Here is a 16,193-nt window from a genome sequence, read left to right as displayed (position 1 = left end):
AACACCGCGGCGACTCGTCCCGGTGATTCGCCCCTGGCAGAGCGGATGCGGCAGAGTGACGGCATGAGCGCGGACACCAGGAGTCACCAGAGCACCGGGCGGGCCCCGGCGGCCCGCCGGCGGCCGGTCCAGCAGCGCAGCCAGGAGCGGTACGGCCGGATCCTGGACGCCTGCGCCGGGCTGCTGGACGAGGTCGGCGCGACCGCGCTCACCACGAAGGAGGTCGCACACCGCGCGCACGTGCCGATCGGCACCCTGTACCAGTTCTTCGCGGGCAAGGAGGACCTGCTGGCGGCGCTGGCCACCCGCAACCTGGAGCAGTACCTCCAGCGGCTGGACCACCTCCTGGCGGCCACCGCGCCGGTCGGCCCGGCCGGATTCACCGACCTGGCGGTGGAGGAGTTCGTCGCGATGAAGCGCACGGTGCCCGGCTTCGGCCAGGTCGACTTCGGACTGGCCGGGGCGGTCGTCCCGGCCGGGGTCCGGGACGACCTGCACCTGCTCGACGAGGGCGTGGACAACAACACGGCGGTGGCGCTGCGGCTCCAGGCCCTCGGTGGCGAGCTGTTCGGAGCGGGCGACCCGGCGGCGCTGACGCTCGCCCTGCGGGTGGCCCTGGAGGCCGCCGACGCGGTGCTGAAGCTGGCCTTCCGCAGCGATCCGGACGGCGATCCGGCGCTGATCGGCGAGTGCAAGCGGCTGGTTCGCTGTTACCTCGCGGAGCAGTTGCCCAGCGCGGAGCAACTGCCCGCCCACTGAGCGCGGCCACCGGGAGTCCCTCGGATCCCGTCCGCCCGAGCCGTTGCGAGGGCGCCCGCGCCGCAGCACAGTGGAAGCAGACCGGCCGCGGACGCGGCACCACGACCCGAGGAGCAGACCATGCACGCAGCGGTAGGTGACCAGCTCCACATCCACAGCAGGTCGGTGGGCATGGTGGACCAGAAGGGCGAGATCATCGAGGTCCGCGGCACCAACGGCGAGCCCCCGTACATGGTTCGCTTCGAGGACGGCCACGAGGGCCTGATCTACCCCGGCCCCGACTGCAACATCGAACCCCGTACCGCGGCGGACCGCTGAACGACGCCCCCGCCACCCCGCGCCGTCCCGGGGCGAGGTGGTGAGGCGCGGTGTCCGCCCCGTCGACCCCGCTGCCCGGGGCACTCGCCGGGCTCGCGCCACTGCTGGACCACTACGGCTACCTCGCGGTGGCGCTGCTCGTGCTGCTGGACAACTGCGGCATCCCGGTGCCGGGCCAGACGATCCTCATCCTGGCCTCCGTCTACGCCGGCGCCGGGCACCTGGACTTCGCGGCCGTCGTGCTGATCGCCTTCGCCGCGGCCTCGCTCGGCAACAGCCTCGGCTACCTGATCGGCCACACCGGCGGGCGCGCGTTCGTCCACCGCTGGGGGCGGTACGTGCTGCTCACCCCGGCCCGGATGGAGCGCGCGGACGGCTTCTTCGCCCGGCACGGCGGGAAGGTCGTCACGGTCGCCCGGTTCGTCGACGGGCTGCGCCAGACCAACGGGATCATCGCCGGGACGACCGAGATGCCCTGGCGCCGGTTCACGCCGTTCAACCTGCTCGGCGCGGCGCTGTGGACCGGCGTCTGGGCGACCTTCGGCTACCTGGCCGGGGCCAACATCGGCGCGGTGTACCGGACGGCGATCCGCTACCAGCTCTGGCTGGCGATCGGCCTGGGTGTGCTGGCCGCCGTGCTCATCCTCCGCCAGGTGCTGCGCTACCGGCGCCGGCGTCGCGAGGACACCGGCGCCGGCCCGGACGGAGCCAACCCGGACGGCGACAACCCGGGCGGGAACAACCCGAACGGCGACAACGGAGACAGCAGCGGCGAGAACGCCGGGTGACCCCCCCGGGCCTCAGCTCATCGGGAACACCTCGAACGGCACCGCGAAGCGCACCCCGAGCCGGCTGCCCGCACCCCGCCCGAAGCCCTCCAGGAACTCGTGCGCGTCGGCCATCGCCCCGCCGAGCCCGGCCAGGTACGCCTTGTGCTCCTGCAAGGAGGCGACCCCGAGGTCGAAGTGGTCGGTGGTGTCCACGGCGTGCCGCGCGTCCGGCGAGGCCGCCGCCCACACCTGCCGCACCCCGTTCCACGGCTGGTGCCCCTCGTCCAGCAGCTCCCGGAACACCCACCGGTTGCCGGCGTCCCGGACGGCGTCCACGGTGGCCCGGCCGACCGCGATGTGGTCGGCCTGGTTGAGGAACTCCCCGCCGTACGTCTCGCGGAAGTTGCTGGTGATCACGATGTCCGGCCGGTGGCGCCGCACCGCCCGGGCGATGTCGCGGCGCAGCGGCAGCCCGTACTCCAGCATGCCGTCCGGGTGGCCGAGGAACTCGACGGTGTCGACGCCGACGACGGCCGCCGAGGCGATTTGCTCGGCCTCCCGCAGCGGCCCGCACTCCTCGGGGCTCATCGAGTCGATCCCGGCCTCGCCGCTGGTGACCATCACGTAGACGACCTTCTTGCCCTGCGAGGTCCAGCGGGCGACGGCCGCGGCCCCGCCGTACTCCATGTCGTCGGGGTGCGCGACGACGGCCAGCGCGGTCTGCCAGTCCTCGGTGACGGGCTCGAAGGGCTCGGGGGCCTGCTCGGTCATGGTCTGCTCACGCCTCTCGGTCGTACGGTCGTACCGCAGGCGACTCTAGACAACCCGCGTCACGGACGCACCGTCAGACACCGGGCGTGGTCGGCGCCGTGGCTACTTGCGCTTCTTCCGTCGCTGCCACCAGTTGGAGAATGTCGTGCTGACCTGAGACCACAACTTCGAGACGTCACTGAGTTGTGAGCTCTGTGCTGCCCAGCTGAGGCCGGCGGGGTTGCGGGTGTAGAGGGACATCGCTTGGGCATGGTGGTCGACGGCCTCGTGCGCCCGTCCGGCCTTCGTGAGGGTGATGGCCAGGCTGTTGAGCGCCCAGGCCCGGCCCACCGGGTCGTCCAGGTCCGTGTAGAGCTCGTGGGCGCGACGGTGAGCGGTCAACGCCTCGGCGAGACGCCCCGCCCTGCGCAGGTTGATGCCGTAGCCGTTGAGGGCCCAGGCGAGCCCCTGCCGCTCGCCGAGCTGCTCGTAGAGGGCGATCGCCTGCTCGTGGAACGTGAGTGCTTCGGCGACCTGAGTGCTGAAGATTCCGGTGGCCAGGGTGACCGCGTGGCTGTTCAGGGCCCAGGCTTCGGCCCGCCGGTCTCCCACGAGGCCGGCCGCGCTCAGGGTGGCCGCAGCGACCGTCCGTGCTTCGGCGAGACGTAGCTCCAGCCTGAGCAGGCGGGTCAGGCAGGCTCCGAGCTGGAACGCCGCTTCGTGCTGCTGACGTGTGACGGCCTGCTCCAGAGCCGCCATGAGGTTGGCACCCTCCGCTTTGAACCAGCTTCGCGCCTCCTCCCAGTCGGTGATCGCGGTGTCCGCGGCGCGGCCCCCGGGAGGCGCCGGTACGTTCTGCTCGGCCGAGGTGACGGCGGCGGCCAGGTAGGTGCTGACGAGGTAGGCGGCCACTCCGAGCGGACGAGGCAGCTGCGACACCTCACGTGGCAGCGACGCGTCCCGCGCTTCGGGCATGTGCTCGACCGGGAGACCGTAGACGGCTACGGCGGTGTCGATGTAGTGGGTGTGGAGACGCCCGATGGCGCTCGAACGTTCGGTGTCGCTGAACAGGTGGCGCGATTCCCCGTCGGCATAGAGCCGGACGAGGTCGTGGAGTGTCCAGCGACCCCACTCGTGTTCGGGCTTGACGAGATTGGCGCGCGCGAGCTCCCGCAGCACGCGTTCGGCGTCGTCAGCGGCCAGGCCGGCCATCCGGGCCACGGCGGCGGTCGACAGGTCAGGGCCCGCATTGAACGGGATGAGGCAGAACACCCGCTGCTGTTCGGCGGTCAGCCGCCGGTAGGACAGGTCGAAGGCGGCCCGCACCGCCTTCGCGCGCCGGTGCAGATTGAGTTTCTGCAGGCGGGTGTGTTCGGCGGCGAGATCGGCGGCGAGGGAGACCAGGGGCCGGGTGGGGAGGTCGGCGAGCAGTGCCGCCGTGATGCTCAGGGCGAGGGGCAGCCCAGCGCACCAGCGCGCGATCGCGACGGCGTGTCCCGGATCCTCGTCGAGACGGGCGTCGCCGGGGTGGGCCAGGTCCACCGCGGCGCGAAGCAGCGACAGGGCGGCGTCGTCGTCGAGGGTGTCCACGTGGTGGCGCCGCGAGCTGAGCCCGAGTTCGTCCCGGGAGGTGACGATCGTGGCCGTGGCGCCGTCGGAGGGCAGCAACGGGCTAAGGTCGTCGTCGCCGGAGGCGTTGTCCAGGAGGAGCAGGATGCGCTGCCCCGCCCTCGCGTAGGTCGAGAGAATGCTGCGAAGAAGCGCGGAACGGTAGTCCGTGTCGCCGGCCGCGTGCTCGGCGGGGACGGCGAGGGCTCGCAGCAGCAGACCGAGGGCCTCGTCCGGCGTCCGGTGTCGGGCGGGGTCGTATCCCTGCAGATCGACGTAGAGCACGCCGCCGGGGAACCATCCGTCCCGGGCGAGGGCCTTCGAGGCCACGTGCAGCATCAGTTCGGTCTTGCCGACGCCGGCGAGACCGACCAGGGTGATCACCGGCGAGGTCTCCGCCGTGGGGGCGAGTTCGCCGATCAGGGACTCCACCTCCCCGGCCCGGCCCGTGAAGACCGGGGAGACCGGGGGAAGACCGGCCATCGCCGGAGTGATGCGGGACGGCAGCGTGATGCTGATGTCCCGGCCCTGGATCACCGTTCCCAGGGCAAGGCCGATGTCGGCCGAGTTGCGCACGCTGCCCGCGCCGATTCCAGGAGTTTCCCGATAGGTCACAGGCCCCGCACCTCCGGTCTCGATCCCGGCGCGGGCACGTTGGTCGGATTCATGGGTTTCCCAACCTGATGGTCCGTCAGGGCGGCTCAGCCTAGGGGGTCCGTGGCCACGGCGAAAAGGGCCGTGACGGCATTCACGAACGGCCAATTCGGCCTCGACCATGGGCACCTCAACCATCTCCGTACGTACCGGCACCCGGGGCAGCGGTGAGCGCGGTTCGCGCGGCGCGAATGGCTCGCCCGGCACGTCCGCGACGGGGGCGCGGGCGTGCCGGGCGAGGGTTGACGGGCCGACCGGTCGAGTGCTATCTGGCGTCCGGGGCGAGGCGCAGGTCGGTGCTGGGGGTCGGGGCGGGCCAGGGGATCCGCAGTGCGCAGAGCGAGACCACGGCGGCCGAGGCGGCGACGGCGGCCATGCCCCACACCAGGCCGCTGGCGTCGGCGACGAAGCCGATCACGGCGGGCCCGGCGAGCAGGCCGGTGGTGCCCATGGCGGCGACCAGGGAGAGCGCCTCGGAGCCCTGCCGGGCGGCCGCGACGTAGACGCAGGGGGTGACGGCGGCGACGCCGAGGCCCACGCAGGCGAAGCCGAGCAGGGTCGGCAGCACACCGCCGGCGAGCAGGGCGAGGGCGAGTCCGGCGCCGGCGAGCAGGCTGCCGGCACGGACGACGGGGCCGTCGCCGAACCGGGTGCGCCAGCCGTCGGCGAAGATCCGGGCGAGCACCATCATGGTCGAGACGACGGCGATGCCCATCGGGGCGAGTCCGGCGCCCGCGTCGACGACGTCCCTGAGGTAGAGCGCCGACCAGTCGTTCATGGCGCCCTCGGTGACGGTGCCGAAGACCATCGCCAGGCCCATCCAGAGGGTCGCGGCGGCGGGCAGGGCGAATCGGCGGCGCTCCTTCCCCTGGCCCTCGGCGGGCTCGGCCGACCGCTCGCCCGGCTGCTCGGCCAGCAACCCGGGGCGGGCGACCGCGACGAGTGCGGCCAGCAGTGCGGCGGCGAGGCCGAAGTGCACGGCGAGGGTGCCGGTGAAGGCGTTGACGCCGGAGGCCAGCAGGGCGGCGAGCAGCGAGCCCGCGCTGAAGGTGGCGTGCAGGCGGGACATGGTGGTCCGCTGGTGGCGGGCTTCCAGCGCCGCGCCCTGGGCGTTCATGGCGACGTTCAGGCAGCCGACGGCGACGCCGTCGCAGAACAGCACCAGCAGGGTGACCGGGTAGTTCGGCACCACGGACAGCGCGAGCAGGACGCCGCCGAGGGCGAGCGCGGACAGCACCGACAGCAGCCGGGAGCCGAACCGCCGCATCAGCGCCGCCACCAGGGGGAACGAGACGGCCGCGCCGACCCCGCAGGTCATCAGCAGCAGGCCGATCTGCGACTCGCTCAGGTCGAGCCGGGTCTTCAGCGCGGGGATCCGGGAGACCCAGGTCGCGTACTGGAACCCGAGGACGAAGAACAGTGCGGCGATGGCCAGTTGGGACCGGCGGAAGTCGTCGCGTACGGGGGACATGTGCATCAGCCCAGTTCGGCTCGGGTGGGTGGGGACAGCTCGGGGGTTCGGGGGCCGGGGGTCGGCAGGTCGGCGGGGGCGGGTTCCAGCGGCATCGCCATGTAGACCGCCTGCGGGCCGTAGCTCTCCGGCAGCGGCACCTCGGGCCGGGCGCGGTAGCCGAGCGGGCTCCACACCACGTGGGCGCCGCGGACGGCGACCAGGGAGATGGTCCGGTAGCCGGCCGCCCGCGCGGTGTGCTCCAGGTGGCGCAGCATCCGGTGGGCGAGGCCGTGGCCGCGCAGTTCCTCGCTGATCACCAGGTCGTGCGCGTGCATGTTGGTGCCGCGCGCACTGCCGCGCCCACCGCCGCGCGAGCCGCCGGCCTCGGCCCGGCTGAGGTCGGGGCACCGGTACAGCGGGTAGGGCAGGGCGAGCAGGTAGCCGCCGAAACCGCCGCGGTGTTCCAGGACGAAGCAGGTGTCGGGCGAGGCGCGGTGCCGGGAGCGCAGTGCCTCGCGGCCCTCGGAGAGGCCGCCCGCGGCGTAGGCGCGTTCCTCCAGGGCGACCAGCGGGTCCCAGTCCTCCTCGTCGAGGGCCCGGATCCGTATGTCCGTCATCGGGTCGCTCATCCGTACGTCGGTCATCCGGCGGGCTCCTCCTTCGCCGCTGCGGGGCCGCCGACGCAGGTGTACGGCAGCGGCTCGAAGCCGTTGAAACCACGGGTGGTGTAGGCGGCGGCGTAGGCGCCGCAGGAGTGGATCCAGACCGGGTCGCCGGAGGCGATCGCGCGCGGGACGCGCACCAGGCCGCCCTCGGCCGCGTACGCGTCGTCGCTGTCGCAGGTCGGGCCGGCGACCACGGCGTTGACGAACTGGCCGCCGGGGTGGGTGGGGAACTCCAGCCGGTACTGCAGGGCGTCCATCTCGTACAGGCCGTTGAACTTGCCGCAGCTCAGGTAGAGCCAGTCCTCCTGGGTGCCGTCGAGCTGGCGGCGGGCGGAGAGCCGGGCGACGTGGGCGCGGATGGCGCCGTGGTCGGCGACCAGGTGACGGCCGGGTTCGAGCAGGAAGTCCAGCGGTGCGGCGTTGACGGCGCGCAGCCGCTCCATGCCCTCGCGGATCACCGCGAACATCTTGTCCAGCGGCGGTTCCAGCGGGCGGCCGCCGCGGTCGAGCACGCCGAGGGCGGGCAGGCCGCCGCCGAGGTTGATCCGATCCGGCGTGATGCCACGCCAGTTGAGAGCCTCCAGGACGGCGGCCAGCGAGTCGATCGCCGCGCCCCAGGCCTCGGCGGTCATCTGCTGCGAGCCGACGTGGACGGAGAGTCCGGACGGGGTGAGCCCGGCGGCGCGCGCGGCGTCGAGGACGCGCAGCGCGTCCTCGGGCGAGCAGCCGAACTTGCGGCTGAGGCCCCACAGCGCGCCGTCCCCGGTGGTGGCCAGCCGACAGAACACCCGGGAGCCGGGGGCGTGTTCGGCGATCGCGGCGACGTCCTCCAGGCAGTCGGTGGCGAAGTCGCGCACGCCCAGCCGGTAGGCCTCGGCGATGTTGCGGTCGGACTTGACGGTGTTGCCGTAGTGGATCAGCTCGGGTGCCACCCCGGTGCGCAGCGCCTGGGCGATCTCCTGCGGGCTCGCCGCGTCGAAGCCGGAGCCGAGCGCGGCGAGGCGGTCGAGCACCTCGTCCACCGGACAGGCCTTCATCGCGAACCGGACGGCCACGCCCGGCAGTTCGGCGCACAGGGCGGCGTACTGGCGGCCGATCCCGTCCAGGTCGTAGATGATGGTGTCCTCGGTGGCGGCGGCCAGCGCGGCGCGGAGGGCACTGCGGTCGGGGGCGGCCTCGGGCGCGACCCGGGTGTGCGCGGCGGCGGGCTGCCCGGGGGCGCGGTGGTTGGCGGTCTCGCGACGGCCGTCCGCATGGTCACGACGAGCGTCGGCGTGGTCGCGACGGCTGGTTTTCTGGCGTGTCTGACGTATCACAACAGGGCTCCCGGTCGGTCCGGCTACCACGCGGGCCGGTCGACGGGGGTGGCCTTGGCCGCCCGCACCAGCGGGCCCCACGCGTCGATCAGCAGCGCGAAGTCCTCGATGTCCGCCTGCGCCTCGTCGAGCAGACGCGCCCGCAGGGGCGCCAGGTGGTCGGCGAACTCGGCATACTTACCGCCGAGTTGCCGGTAGCAGTGGTCCAGGACGGCGAGCCGCCGGTGGTTCTCCGCGCGGTCGGTCGCGGCGCTGCGGCGGGCGGAGTCGGCGATCAGGTCGGCGCGCACGTGGTGCTCCTCGTCGAGCAGGGCGCCGGCCGCCGCCTCCAGGTCGAAGTAGACCGGGTAGAGGTAGAGCATGGAGAGCAGGAACTTGACGTAGCGCAGCTGGTAGGCGGTGAAGCCGGGGCCGGTGCGCCGTTCCGGGGTGTAGTAGTTGACGATGTGCCGGTTGTGGGTCACCCCGGGCAGGGTGGCGTCGCGGACCACGTGCAGCAGGAAGTAGTCACTGCCGATGGTCGCGGTGGCGGGCGGCAGCGGGACGCGTTCGTAGACCTCGTGGTCGAGGGCGACGTTGCACATGTCGATCCGCCAGATGTCGGGCAGGTCGAGCACGGCGCGGTCGTGGGTGAACGGGTCGGTGCCGCCGCCGGTGAAGGAGTCGGCGACGAGTTCGCTCCGCTCCTGTTCGCTCGCGCCGGTGGGCGCCCAGAGCCCGACGATCCGCTGGTAGGCCTCGGGGTCGAGGTCGCGGATCTCGCCGAGGTCGACCGAGAGTTCACCGACGAAGGAGCCGCCGACCAGGGCGACGGGCTTGTCGGCGTGCGCCGGGTCGAGGTGGTGCGCGGTGACGACGCCAGAGGCGGCGACGTCCGCGGCCGTGCGGCCGAGCGCGGCGAGCTCGTGCTCGATCGGGAACACCGGTTCGCCGCCGAGGAGTTGGTACCGACTGTCGGAGTCGCGGCGGTGCACGGAGGTGCAGCCGAGCGCGGCGGCGAGCAGGAACGCCCGGTTGGTGCAGGCGCCGTAGGAGACGGCCCCGGGCAGCATGAGGTCGAGCAGCCGGTGCGGCTCGGCGGCGCCGGAGCGCTCGATCACCTCGCGCAGCAGGGCGCGTTGGGCGTCCTCGTCCAGGTGGCGCACCAGGACGTGCGCGGCGGCGGGCAGGTCGGCGACGGCCTTGGCGTGCCGTTCGACGGTGTCGGGCTCGGCCGAGTCCAGGATCAGCAGGTGCACCTGGACGCCGAACCGCCGTGCGGCGTACGCGGCTTCGGCCCCGACCGCGGCGATGGTGGCCACGCACTCGCGGTTGGTCGGCAGGGTCAGGCAGACGGCACGCATTCGTTCTCCCCCGTTGTCTCGTCCAGCGGCTCGTGATCCTCGAACAGGTCACCGCTCCAGGACCGCAGGCCGAGCAACTTCTCCCCCAGCTCGGTCAGTTCGGCCCGCCCGTAGCGCAGCGACTCGGGCCGGTCGGGGTCGCCGACCAGGGTGCGGTTCCAGTCCGGGGTGGCGAGGGTGTGCCAGGAGTCGACCCGGGAGCGGCGCAGCGGTCCGGCCTCCTCCAGCGCGGGCATCATCGACAGGTACTGCACGGCGCGCACCCCGTTCTCCGAGGTGTTGCGGGCGACGCCGTGGGCGAGCAGCCCGTTCCAGATCAGCAGGTCGCCGGCGCGCAACTCGGGTCGCACCACCGGGTATTCGGTGCGGTCGACGGCCGGGCGGATCGGGTCGCGGTCGGCCGGCTGGGCGGCCTGCCACTGGTTGAAGCGGCGGAACAGCTCCGGGTCGCACTGGAAGCCGCCGTGGTCGGGCCGGGTGTCGTTGAGCGCGATGATGCCCTGGACGCGCTGCGGCAGCATGCCCTGGGTGGTGTCGACGTCCCAGTGCAGTTCGATGTCGAAGCCCGTGTCGGTGGGTTCGATGTGCGCACGGTCGCGGTTGCGGACGTTCGGCGGGTTGAGGTTGAGCCGGTCGAGGGTGACCCAGAGCTCCTCGCAGTCCCACACGTCGACGAAGGCGTCGTAGACCCGTCGGGTCTGCCGGCTGTCCCAGATCAGCTGGTGGTGGTAGGCCTCGACGAAGCCGTAGATGTGCAGGTGCTGGTCGAGTTCGTCGCGGTAGTCGCGCTCGCGGTACCACTCCTCGGGGCGCTCGGGCGAGAGGCCCTGGAAGTCCCAGGTGAAGTCGAGCAGGCGCTTCGCGGCCTCGGCCGGGATGGCCTCCCTGACCACGACGTAGCCGTAGGTCTGCCAGAACGCGAAGTCCTCCTCCGAGAGCACGCGCAGCGGCCGCCGCTTCTCGACCTCGCGCAGCGCGGTCCGCGCCAGGTAGGTCTCCCCGTCCGCACTGAAGTAGGGGCGGTCGGTGGCGGCCCGGTACAGATATCCCTCAGGGGTCGGCATGAGCTGTCCCTCCCATGGTTCGTAGTCGATGCGGCGCTTCCCGGACGCCTCGGAATTCGGCGCGCGGACGGCACACCGGTCCGCATACGTTCCGCCCCGCCCAGCCCCCGGGCCGTGGATTCAGCGCCACGCCGTGGGGGCAACTCGCCCGTCCGGCAAGGACTCTCACTCCACCTCAGCCTTTGCCGAACCGCGCTCCCCTACGTTGGACTAGACCAACTTATGGTGTCAACCCTTCGCCGCCGGTTACCGATAGGGAAATCCACGCAGCTCACGCACGCTCTCGCAGCGCTTTATGTTCCGGAAACCGACATAACCCGGGAACCCGGGGAATGTTTCGGGAATTGACATAAGACGGCCGGCCGCCGGTTGAACCGCGCACGCCGCGCGTCCGTTAATCCCGCCGTACGTTGGGCCTATGGCACCCCGCCCGCGAGCCGCCCGGCTCGCCCCGCCCGCCTGGCTGACCGCGGGCCTGCGGCCCGAGCCCGCCCCGGTCCCGTGGGCGGCGGTGGCCCGGGCCTCGATCGCCCTCTCCGCGCCGCTCGCGGTCGGCACGGCCACCGGGCAGACCGGGTACGGCGCGCTGGTGTCCATGGGCGCCCTGTCCGGGGTGATCGGCGACACCGCGGACGCCTACCGGATGCGGGTGTTCAACATCGCCGTGCCCCAGCTGTTCGGCGCCCTCGGGGTGCTGCTCGGCACCCTCGTGTACGGCACCGGCTGGACGGCCGTCGCCGTGCTGACCCTGATCGCCCTGGTCTCCGGCATGATCTCCTCGATCGGCGCGGTCGCCTCCGTCTCCGGGCTGCTCCTGCTGCTGAACGCGGTGGTCGGCGCCGGCCTGCCGCTGCCCTCCCCGTGGTGGCTGCCGCCCGGCCTGCTGCTGCTCGGCGGCCTGCTGGTGCTCGCCCTCACCCTGCTGGCCTGGCCGCTGCGCGGCGGCACGCCGGAGCGCTCGGCCATCGCCGCCACCTACCGGGCGGTGGCGGACTTCCTGGCGGACTCCGGCACGCCCGACCACGACCGCAGCCGCCAGACGCTCACCCAGGAGCTCAACCAGTCCTACGACCTGCTGCTCGCCCGGCGGGCCCGCCGGCACGGCCGCTCCCCCACCCTGGTGCGACTGCTCGCCCAGCTCAACGCGGTCATCCCGGTGGTCGAGGCGGCCTCCGCGGTACGGCTGCGCCCGCGCGAGGCCGGCCCGCTGCCCGCCGCGTACCCGGCGGCCGTCCGGCAGCTGGCCGAGGACGTCGAACGGGGCCGCTCCGGACCCGCGCCGCCCCTGGCCCTCCCCGCCCCCACCGGGCCGTCCAGCCGCGCCGTGGTCGAGGCGATCGGCCACGCCGCCACCGTCGTGCACGAGGCCGACCCGGACCCGGACGCCACCGGCGACCGGCTCGGCCGCCCCGCCGCCCTGCGGGTCCGGGCCCGACGGGCGGCCCGCGCCCTGCTGCTGTCCGGGGCGTCCTGGCGGTACGGGCTGCGCCTGGCGCTGTGCATCGGCCTCGCCCAGACCCTGGTGTCGGTGATCGCCGTCCCCCGCTCCTACTGGGTGACGCTCACCGTGACCTTCGTGATGAAACCCGACTTCGGCTCGGTGTTCTCCCGCGCGGTGCTGCGCGCGCTCGGCACCGCGGCCGGGCTGCTGATCGCGATGCCGGTGCTGGCCGAGGTGCCGCACGGCTGGTGGGACGTCCCGGTGATGGCGCTGCTGGCGATGCTGATCCCGGCGCTGTCGGTCAAGGGCTACGCGTTCCAGACCGCCGCGATCACCCCGGTGATCCTGCTGCTCTCCGACCTGCTCAACCACCAGGGCTTCCACCTGGTGCTGCCCCGGCTGTACGACTCGCTGATCGGCTGCGCGATCTCCCTGCTGGCCGGCTACCTGCTGTGGCCGGAGTCCTGGCGCACCCGGATCGGGGACCGGCTGGCCGACGCCGTCGCCGACACCGCCGCGTACGTCTCACTGGCCTTCGCCGCCGGTCCGGGGCGGGACCAGCCGGCCCGCGCCCGGTACCGGCGCCGGCTCTACCGGGACCTCTCCACGGTGCGCTCGGAGTTCCAGCGGGCGCTCACCGAGCCGCCCCCGGTCGGGGCCCGGGCCGAGGCCTGGTGGCCGCTGGTGATCGCGGTCGAGCGGATCGTGGACACCACCACCGCCACCCGGGTCCGGGTCGAGCACGGCGCGCCGGCGCCGTCCCCGGCCGAGGTCGCCGCCGTCACCCGGGAGCTGAACGACCTGGCCCGGGCGCTGCGCACCGACTCACCCCGGCCCGCCCCGGACGGCGAGACGCCCACCCCGGACGACGGGGTGCCCACCTCCGGCGGCGCGCTGGCCCGGCTGCACCACGAGGTGGCCGCCGCCCGGGCCATCGCCGCACCGGGCAGCGGCTGAGGCCCCTCAGGAAAGGTCCTGGATCCGCCGCCAGGGCCGGTCCGTCTCCAGCTCGAACGCCAGCTCCAGCAGCTGCCGCTCCTGCCCGTGCGCGGCCGACAGGTGGACTCCGATCGGCAGGCCGCTGCCCGCCGCCCCGGTGGGCAGCGCGATGCCGGGCCCGCCGCTGACGTTGTTGACCGGGGTGAACGCGACGTAGCGCAGCAGTCGCTCGATCAGTTCGTCGAAGGCCACGTTCGGGCTCAGGTGCCCGATCGGCGGGGCGACGTGGGCCAGCACCGGGGAGAGGATCACGTCGTGGCGGCGGAAGACGCCCGCGTACACCGCCTCGGCCCGGCGCAGCCGCCGCAGCACGCCCGGGGTGCGCAGGAACTCCCGCTGGTAGAGCCGGCGCAGACCGGTGGTCAGGCCGTCCAGCCGGTTGACCCGGAAGCTGCGGTCGAGCATCAGCCGGCCGCTGACCGCGATGGCGAAGGCGATGTAGCCCCAGTAGAGGACGAAGTCGCGGGAGAACTCCTCGTCGAACGGCAGGGTGGCCGGCTCGACGTGGTGGCCGAGCGCGGCCAGCCGTTCGGCGGTCTCCTCGACGGCCTTGCGGGTCGGCTCGTCGGTGGTGGCGATCGGCGAGTCCACCACCAGCCCGATCCGCAGCCGTCGCTCGCCGGGGCCCTCGACCAGGCCGAGCGGGGGCAACTTCGGGTTGCGGTGGTGGCGTTCGGCGGCGGCGAAGAAGGCGGCGGTGTCCCGGACGGAGCGGGTCAGTACGCCGTCGGTGACGATGTCGATGGGCAGTTTGCCGCCCTGGGCGTTGGCGACCAGCCGCCCCCGGGTGGGTTTGAGGCCGACCAGGCCGCAGCAGGCCGCCGGGATGCGGATCGAGCCGCCGCCGTCGTTGGCGTGCGCGATCGGCACCACGCCGGAGGCGACCAGGGCGGCCGCGCCGCCGGAGGAGGCGCCGGCCGAGTGCGAGGTCTTCCACGGGTTGCGCACCGGCTGGGCGGTGGCGTACTCGGTGGAGGCGTTCAGCCCGAACTCGGGCAGCCTGGTCTTGCCGAGCACGGCCAGGCCGGTGGAGAGCAGCTGATCGGTGAACCGGGCGTTGCGGCGGGCCGGGTGGGCCCGGAAGGCCTCGCTGCCCATGCCCGTGGGCAGGCCGCGCAGGTCCACGTTGTCCTTGAGGAAGGTCGGCACGCCGTACAGCGGTCCGGCGGCGCCGACCGGGCCGGTCCGCGGCCGTTCGTACGAGGGGTGGGCGACGGGGGTCAGCGCCGCGTCGATCCGCGCGGCCCGGGCGGCGGCGGCCGCGGCCAGCTCCCCGGGGGTGACCTCCCCGGCGCGGACGAGGGCGGCCAGCGCCACCGCGTCGTGCTCGCCGAGTGCGTCGTCGGCGAACGCGTGGGCCCGCTCGTCGGTCATCCGAACTCCCCATTCCCTACTGACCAGTAGTCTCGCAAGAGCTTCGCAGTGTAGGCGTGCGACCGCGCCCGCGGATACCCCCCGCGCCACCGCGCGGACCGGCGCCTGCCGCCGCGTGTTCCCGGCACCCGGGGCGCATCCGCGCGACCGGCGGCACCACGGCTGTTCCCCAACCGCCCGACGGCGCACGGGCGTTCGGCATGCGCCCCCACGTTCACCCCACCCGCCGGTCCAGGATCGTTTCGCCCGGCGCGTCCGGGAAAGGTGGCGATCACGAACCGTTTCGGCCACTCCCCCATCCAAGGTGACGCCCGTGCCCGCCCAGTCCACGCAGTCCGCCCCGTACACCTCGGCCACCGCCCCCGGCGCGCTCCCCCTGCTCGGCCACGCCCCCGCCTTCGTCCGCCGCCCGCACGCGTTCCTCGCCGGCCTGCCCGCCCACGGCGACCTCGTCCGGCTGAAGCTCGGCCCGCTCGCCGTCTACGTCGCCTGCCACCCCGACCTGGTCCGCCGACTGCTCACCGAGGACCGCGTCTACGACAAGGGCGGGCTCGTCCTCGACAAGGCCCGCGAGGTGATGGGCGACGGCCTCGCCACCTGCCCGCACGCCGCGCACCGGCGCCAACGCCGCATGCTCCAGCCCGCGTTCCACCGGGACCGGCTGCCCGGCTACGCGGCGATGATGGCCGAGGAGATCGCCGGCACCACCGCGCCCTGGCGCGACGGCGACACGATCGACGTCCCCGCCGCGATGTACCGCCTCACCACCGCCGTCACCGCGCGCTGCCTGTTCGCCGCCCACGAGCGGGCCGGCTCGCTGCCCGTGCACGAGAGCATGGACGTCATCACCCGGGGCGTCGGCCGGCGCGTCATGATGCCGCTGCCCGGCGTCGACCGGCTCCCCACCCCCGGCAACCGGCGCTTCCGGCGCGCCCGCGCCGACCTGGCCGAGATCACCCGGCGGCTGATCGCCGACTACCGCGCCGCCGGCAGCGACCACCAGGACCTGCTGTCCGTGCTGCTCAGCGCCCGCGACGAGGACGGGCAGGGCCTCTCCGACGCCGAGATCCACGACCAGGTGGTCACCTTCCTGCTCGCCGGGATGGAGACCACGGCCGCCGCCCTCTCCTGGGCCTGGGTGCTGCTCGCCGCCCACCCGGTGATCCGCGAGCGCCTGCACGACGAACTCGACGCGGTGCTCGCCGGGCGCCCGGCCCGGTACGAGGACCTGCCCGCGCTGCCGCTGACCGCCCGGATCGTCGCCGAGACGCTGCGGCTCTACCCGCCGGTCTGGCTGCTCAGTCGCACCGTCGCCACCGACACCGAGCTCGGCGGCCACCACGTCCCGGCCGGCGCCACCCTGCTCTACAGCGCGTACCTGCTGCACCACCGGGCGGACCTGTTCCCCTGCCCCGAGCGCTTCGACCCCGACCGCTGGCTCACCGCCCGCCCCGCCCCCGGCACCTACACGCCGTTCGGCCTCGGCGCCCGCCGCTGCATCGGCGACGCCTTCGGCACCACCGAGGCCGTCCTCGCCGTCGCCACCATCGCCGCCCGCTGGACCGTCACCCCGACCCCCGGGCGCCCGGTCCGCCCGACCCGCAGCTCCTCGCTCTCGCCCCGGCCGTTCACCGCCACCCTCACCCGCCGGGTGCGCTGAGCGGGCTCGACCCGGCGGG

The 16,193-nt window shown here is 73.7% G+C and carries 13 protein-coding genes; 5 read left to right on the top strand and 8 right to left on the bottom strand.

Features of this window, described 5'->3' with window-relative positions:
• The first annotated feature begins 63 nt into the window (after positions 1-63).
• From ABTY15_RS19505 to ABTY15_RS19495, 3 genes are all read left to right on the top strand, one after another.
• The gene (locus tag ABTY15_RS19505; RefSeq protein WP_350592412.1) at positions 64-759 is read left to right on the top strand and encodes a TetR family transcriptional regulator; all 696 of its coding nucleotides are present in this window, start codon (positions 64-66) and stop codon (positions 757-759) included.
• A gap of 120 nt (positions 760-879) precedes the next feature.
• A complete protein-coding gene (locus tag ABTY15_RS19500) occupies positions 880-1,077 on the top strand; it encodes a DUF1918 domain-containing protein (protein ID WP_350592404.1) in 198 nt (65 codons plus the stop codon).
• Positions 1,078-1,127: 50 nt separating this feature from the next.
• Positions 1,128-1,865, top strand: coding sequence for a DedA family protein (locus ABTY15_RS19495; protein WP_350592399.1), 738 nt, complete (start codon positions 1,128-1,130; stop codon positions 1,863-1,865).
• A 12-nt stretch (positions 1,866-1,877) separates the two neighbouring features.
• On the opposite strand, the gene ABTY15_RS19490 is transcribed toward ABTY15_RS19495, so the two are convergent.
• The 7 genes from ABTY15_RS19490 to ABTY15_RS19460 form a co-directional block, all read right to left on the bottom strand.
• Complete coding sequence (locus tag ABTY15_RS19490) at positions 1,878-2,618, bottom strand: PIG-L deacetylase family protein (protein WP_350592392.1); 741 nt, start codon at positions 2,616-2,618, stop codon at positions 1,878-1,880.
• 102 nt (positions 2,619-2,720) lie between these two features.
• Complete coding sequence (locus tag ABTY15_RS19485; RefSeq protein WP_350592387.1) at positions 2,721-4,820, bottom strand: tetratricopeptide repeat protein; 2,100 nt, start codon at positions 4,818-4,820, stop codon at positions 2,721-2,723.
• A 304-nt stretch (positions 4,821-5,124) separates the two neighbouring features.
• Positions 5,125-6,336 (bottom strand): MFS transporter, encoded by a 1,212-nt coding sequence (locus ABTY15_RS19480; RefSeq protein WP_350592381.1) that lies wholly within the window; start codon positions 6,334-6,336, stop codon positions 5,125-5,127.
• Positions 6,336-6,956 carry a GNAT family N-acetyltransferase gene (locus ABTY15_RS19475; RefSeq protein WP_350592375.1) on the bottom strand — a complete coding sequence of 207 codons (621 nt, stop codon included), beginning with the start codon at positions 6,954-6,956 and terminating at the stop codon, positions 6,336-6,338. Before ABTY15_RS19475 ends, ABTY15_RS19480 begins: the two co-directional genes overlap by 1 nt.
• Entirely contained in the window at positions 6,953-8,119 is a 1,167-nt protein-coding gene (locus ABTY15_RS19470; RefSeq protein WP_350592615.1) for a type III PLP-dependent enzyme, read from the bottom strand. The genes ABTY15_RS19475 and ABTY15_RS19470 overlap by 4 nt, the downstream gene beginning before the upstream one ends.
• A gap of 197 nt (positions 8,120-8,316) precedes the next feature.
• Complete coding sequence (locus ABTY15_RS19465; protein WP_350592371.1) at positions 8,317-9,636, bottom strand: DUF6271 family protein; 1,320 nt, start codon at positions 9,634-9,636, stop codon at positions 8,317-8,319.
• Entirely contained in the window at positions 9,618-10,700 is a 1,083-nt protein-coding gene (locus ABTY15_RS19460) for a phytanoyl-CoA dioxygenase family protein (protein ID WP_350592367.1), read from the bottom strand. The genes ABTY15_RS19465 and ABTY15_RS19460 overlap by 19 nt, the downstream gene beginning before the upstream one ends.
• A gap of 418 nt (positions 10,701-11,118) precedes the next feature.
• Between ABTY15_RS19460 and ABTY15_RS19455 the strand changes: the two genes are divergently transcribed.
• On the top strand, positions 11,119-13,098 hold the full coding sequence (locus ABTY15_RS19455; RefSeq protein ID WP_350592359.1) for an FUSC family protein: 1,980 nt from the start codon (positions 11,119-11,121) through the stop codon (positions 13,096-13,098).
• Between the two features lie 6 nt (positions 13,099-13,104).
• On the opposite strand, the gene ABTY15_RS19450 is transcribed toward ABTY15_RS19455, so the two are convergent.
• A complete protein-coding gene (locus ABTY15_RS19450; RefSeq protein ID WP_350592354.1) occupies positions 13,105-14,514 on the bottom strand; it encodes an amidase in 1,410 nt (469 codons plus the stop codon).
• Positions 14,515-14,827: 313 nt separating this feature from the next.
• Here ABTY15_RS19450 and ABTY15_RS19445 point away from each other — a divergent pair, with 313 nt between their 5' ends.
• Positions 14,828-16,174 carry a cytochrome P450 gene (locus ABTY15_RS19445; protein ID WP_350592348.1) on the top strand — a complete coding sequence of 449 codons (1,347 nt, stop codon included), beginning with the start codon at positions 14,828-14,830 and terminating at the stop codon, positions 16,172-16,174.
• Positions 16,175-16,193: the final 19 nt, after the last annotated feature.

The sequence above is a fragment of the Kitasatospora sp. NPDC097643 genome (assembly GCF_040302625.1).
In the GTDB taxonomy this organism is placed as follows: Bacteria; Actinomycetota; Actinomycetes; order Streptomycetales; family Streptomycetaceae; genus Kitasatospora.
Note: the sequence above shows the minus strand (reverse complement) of the source record. Positions and strands in the feature narration are given on the sequence as shown.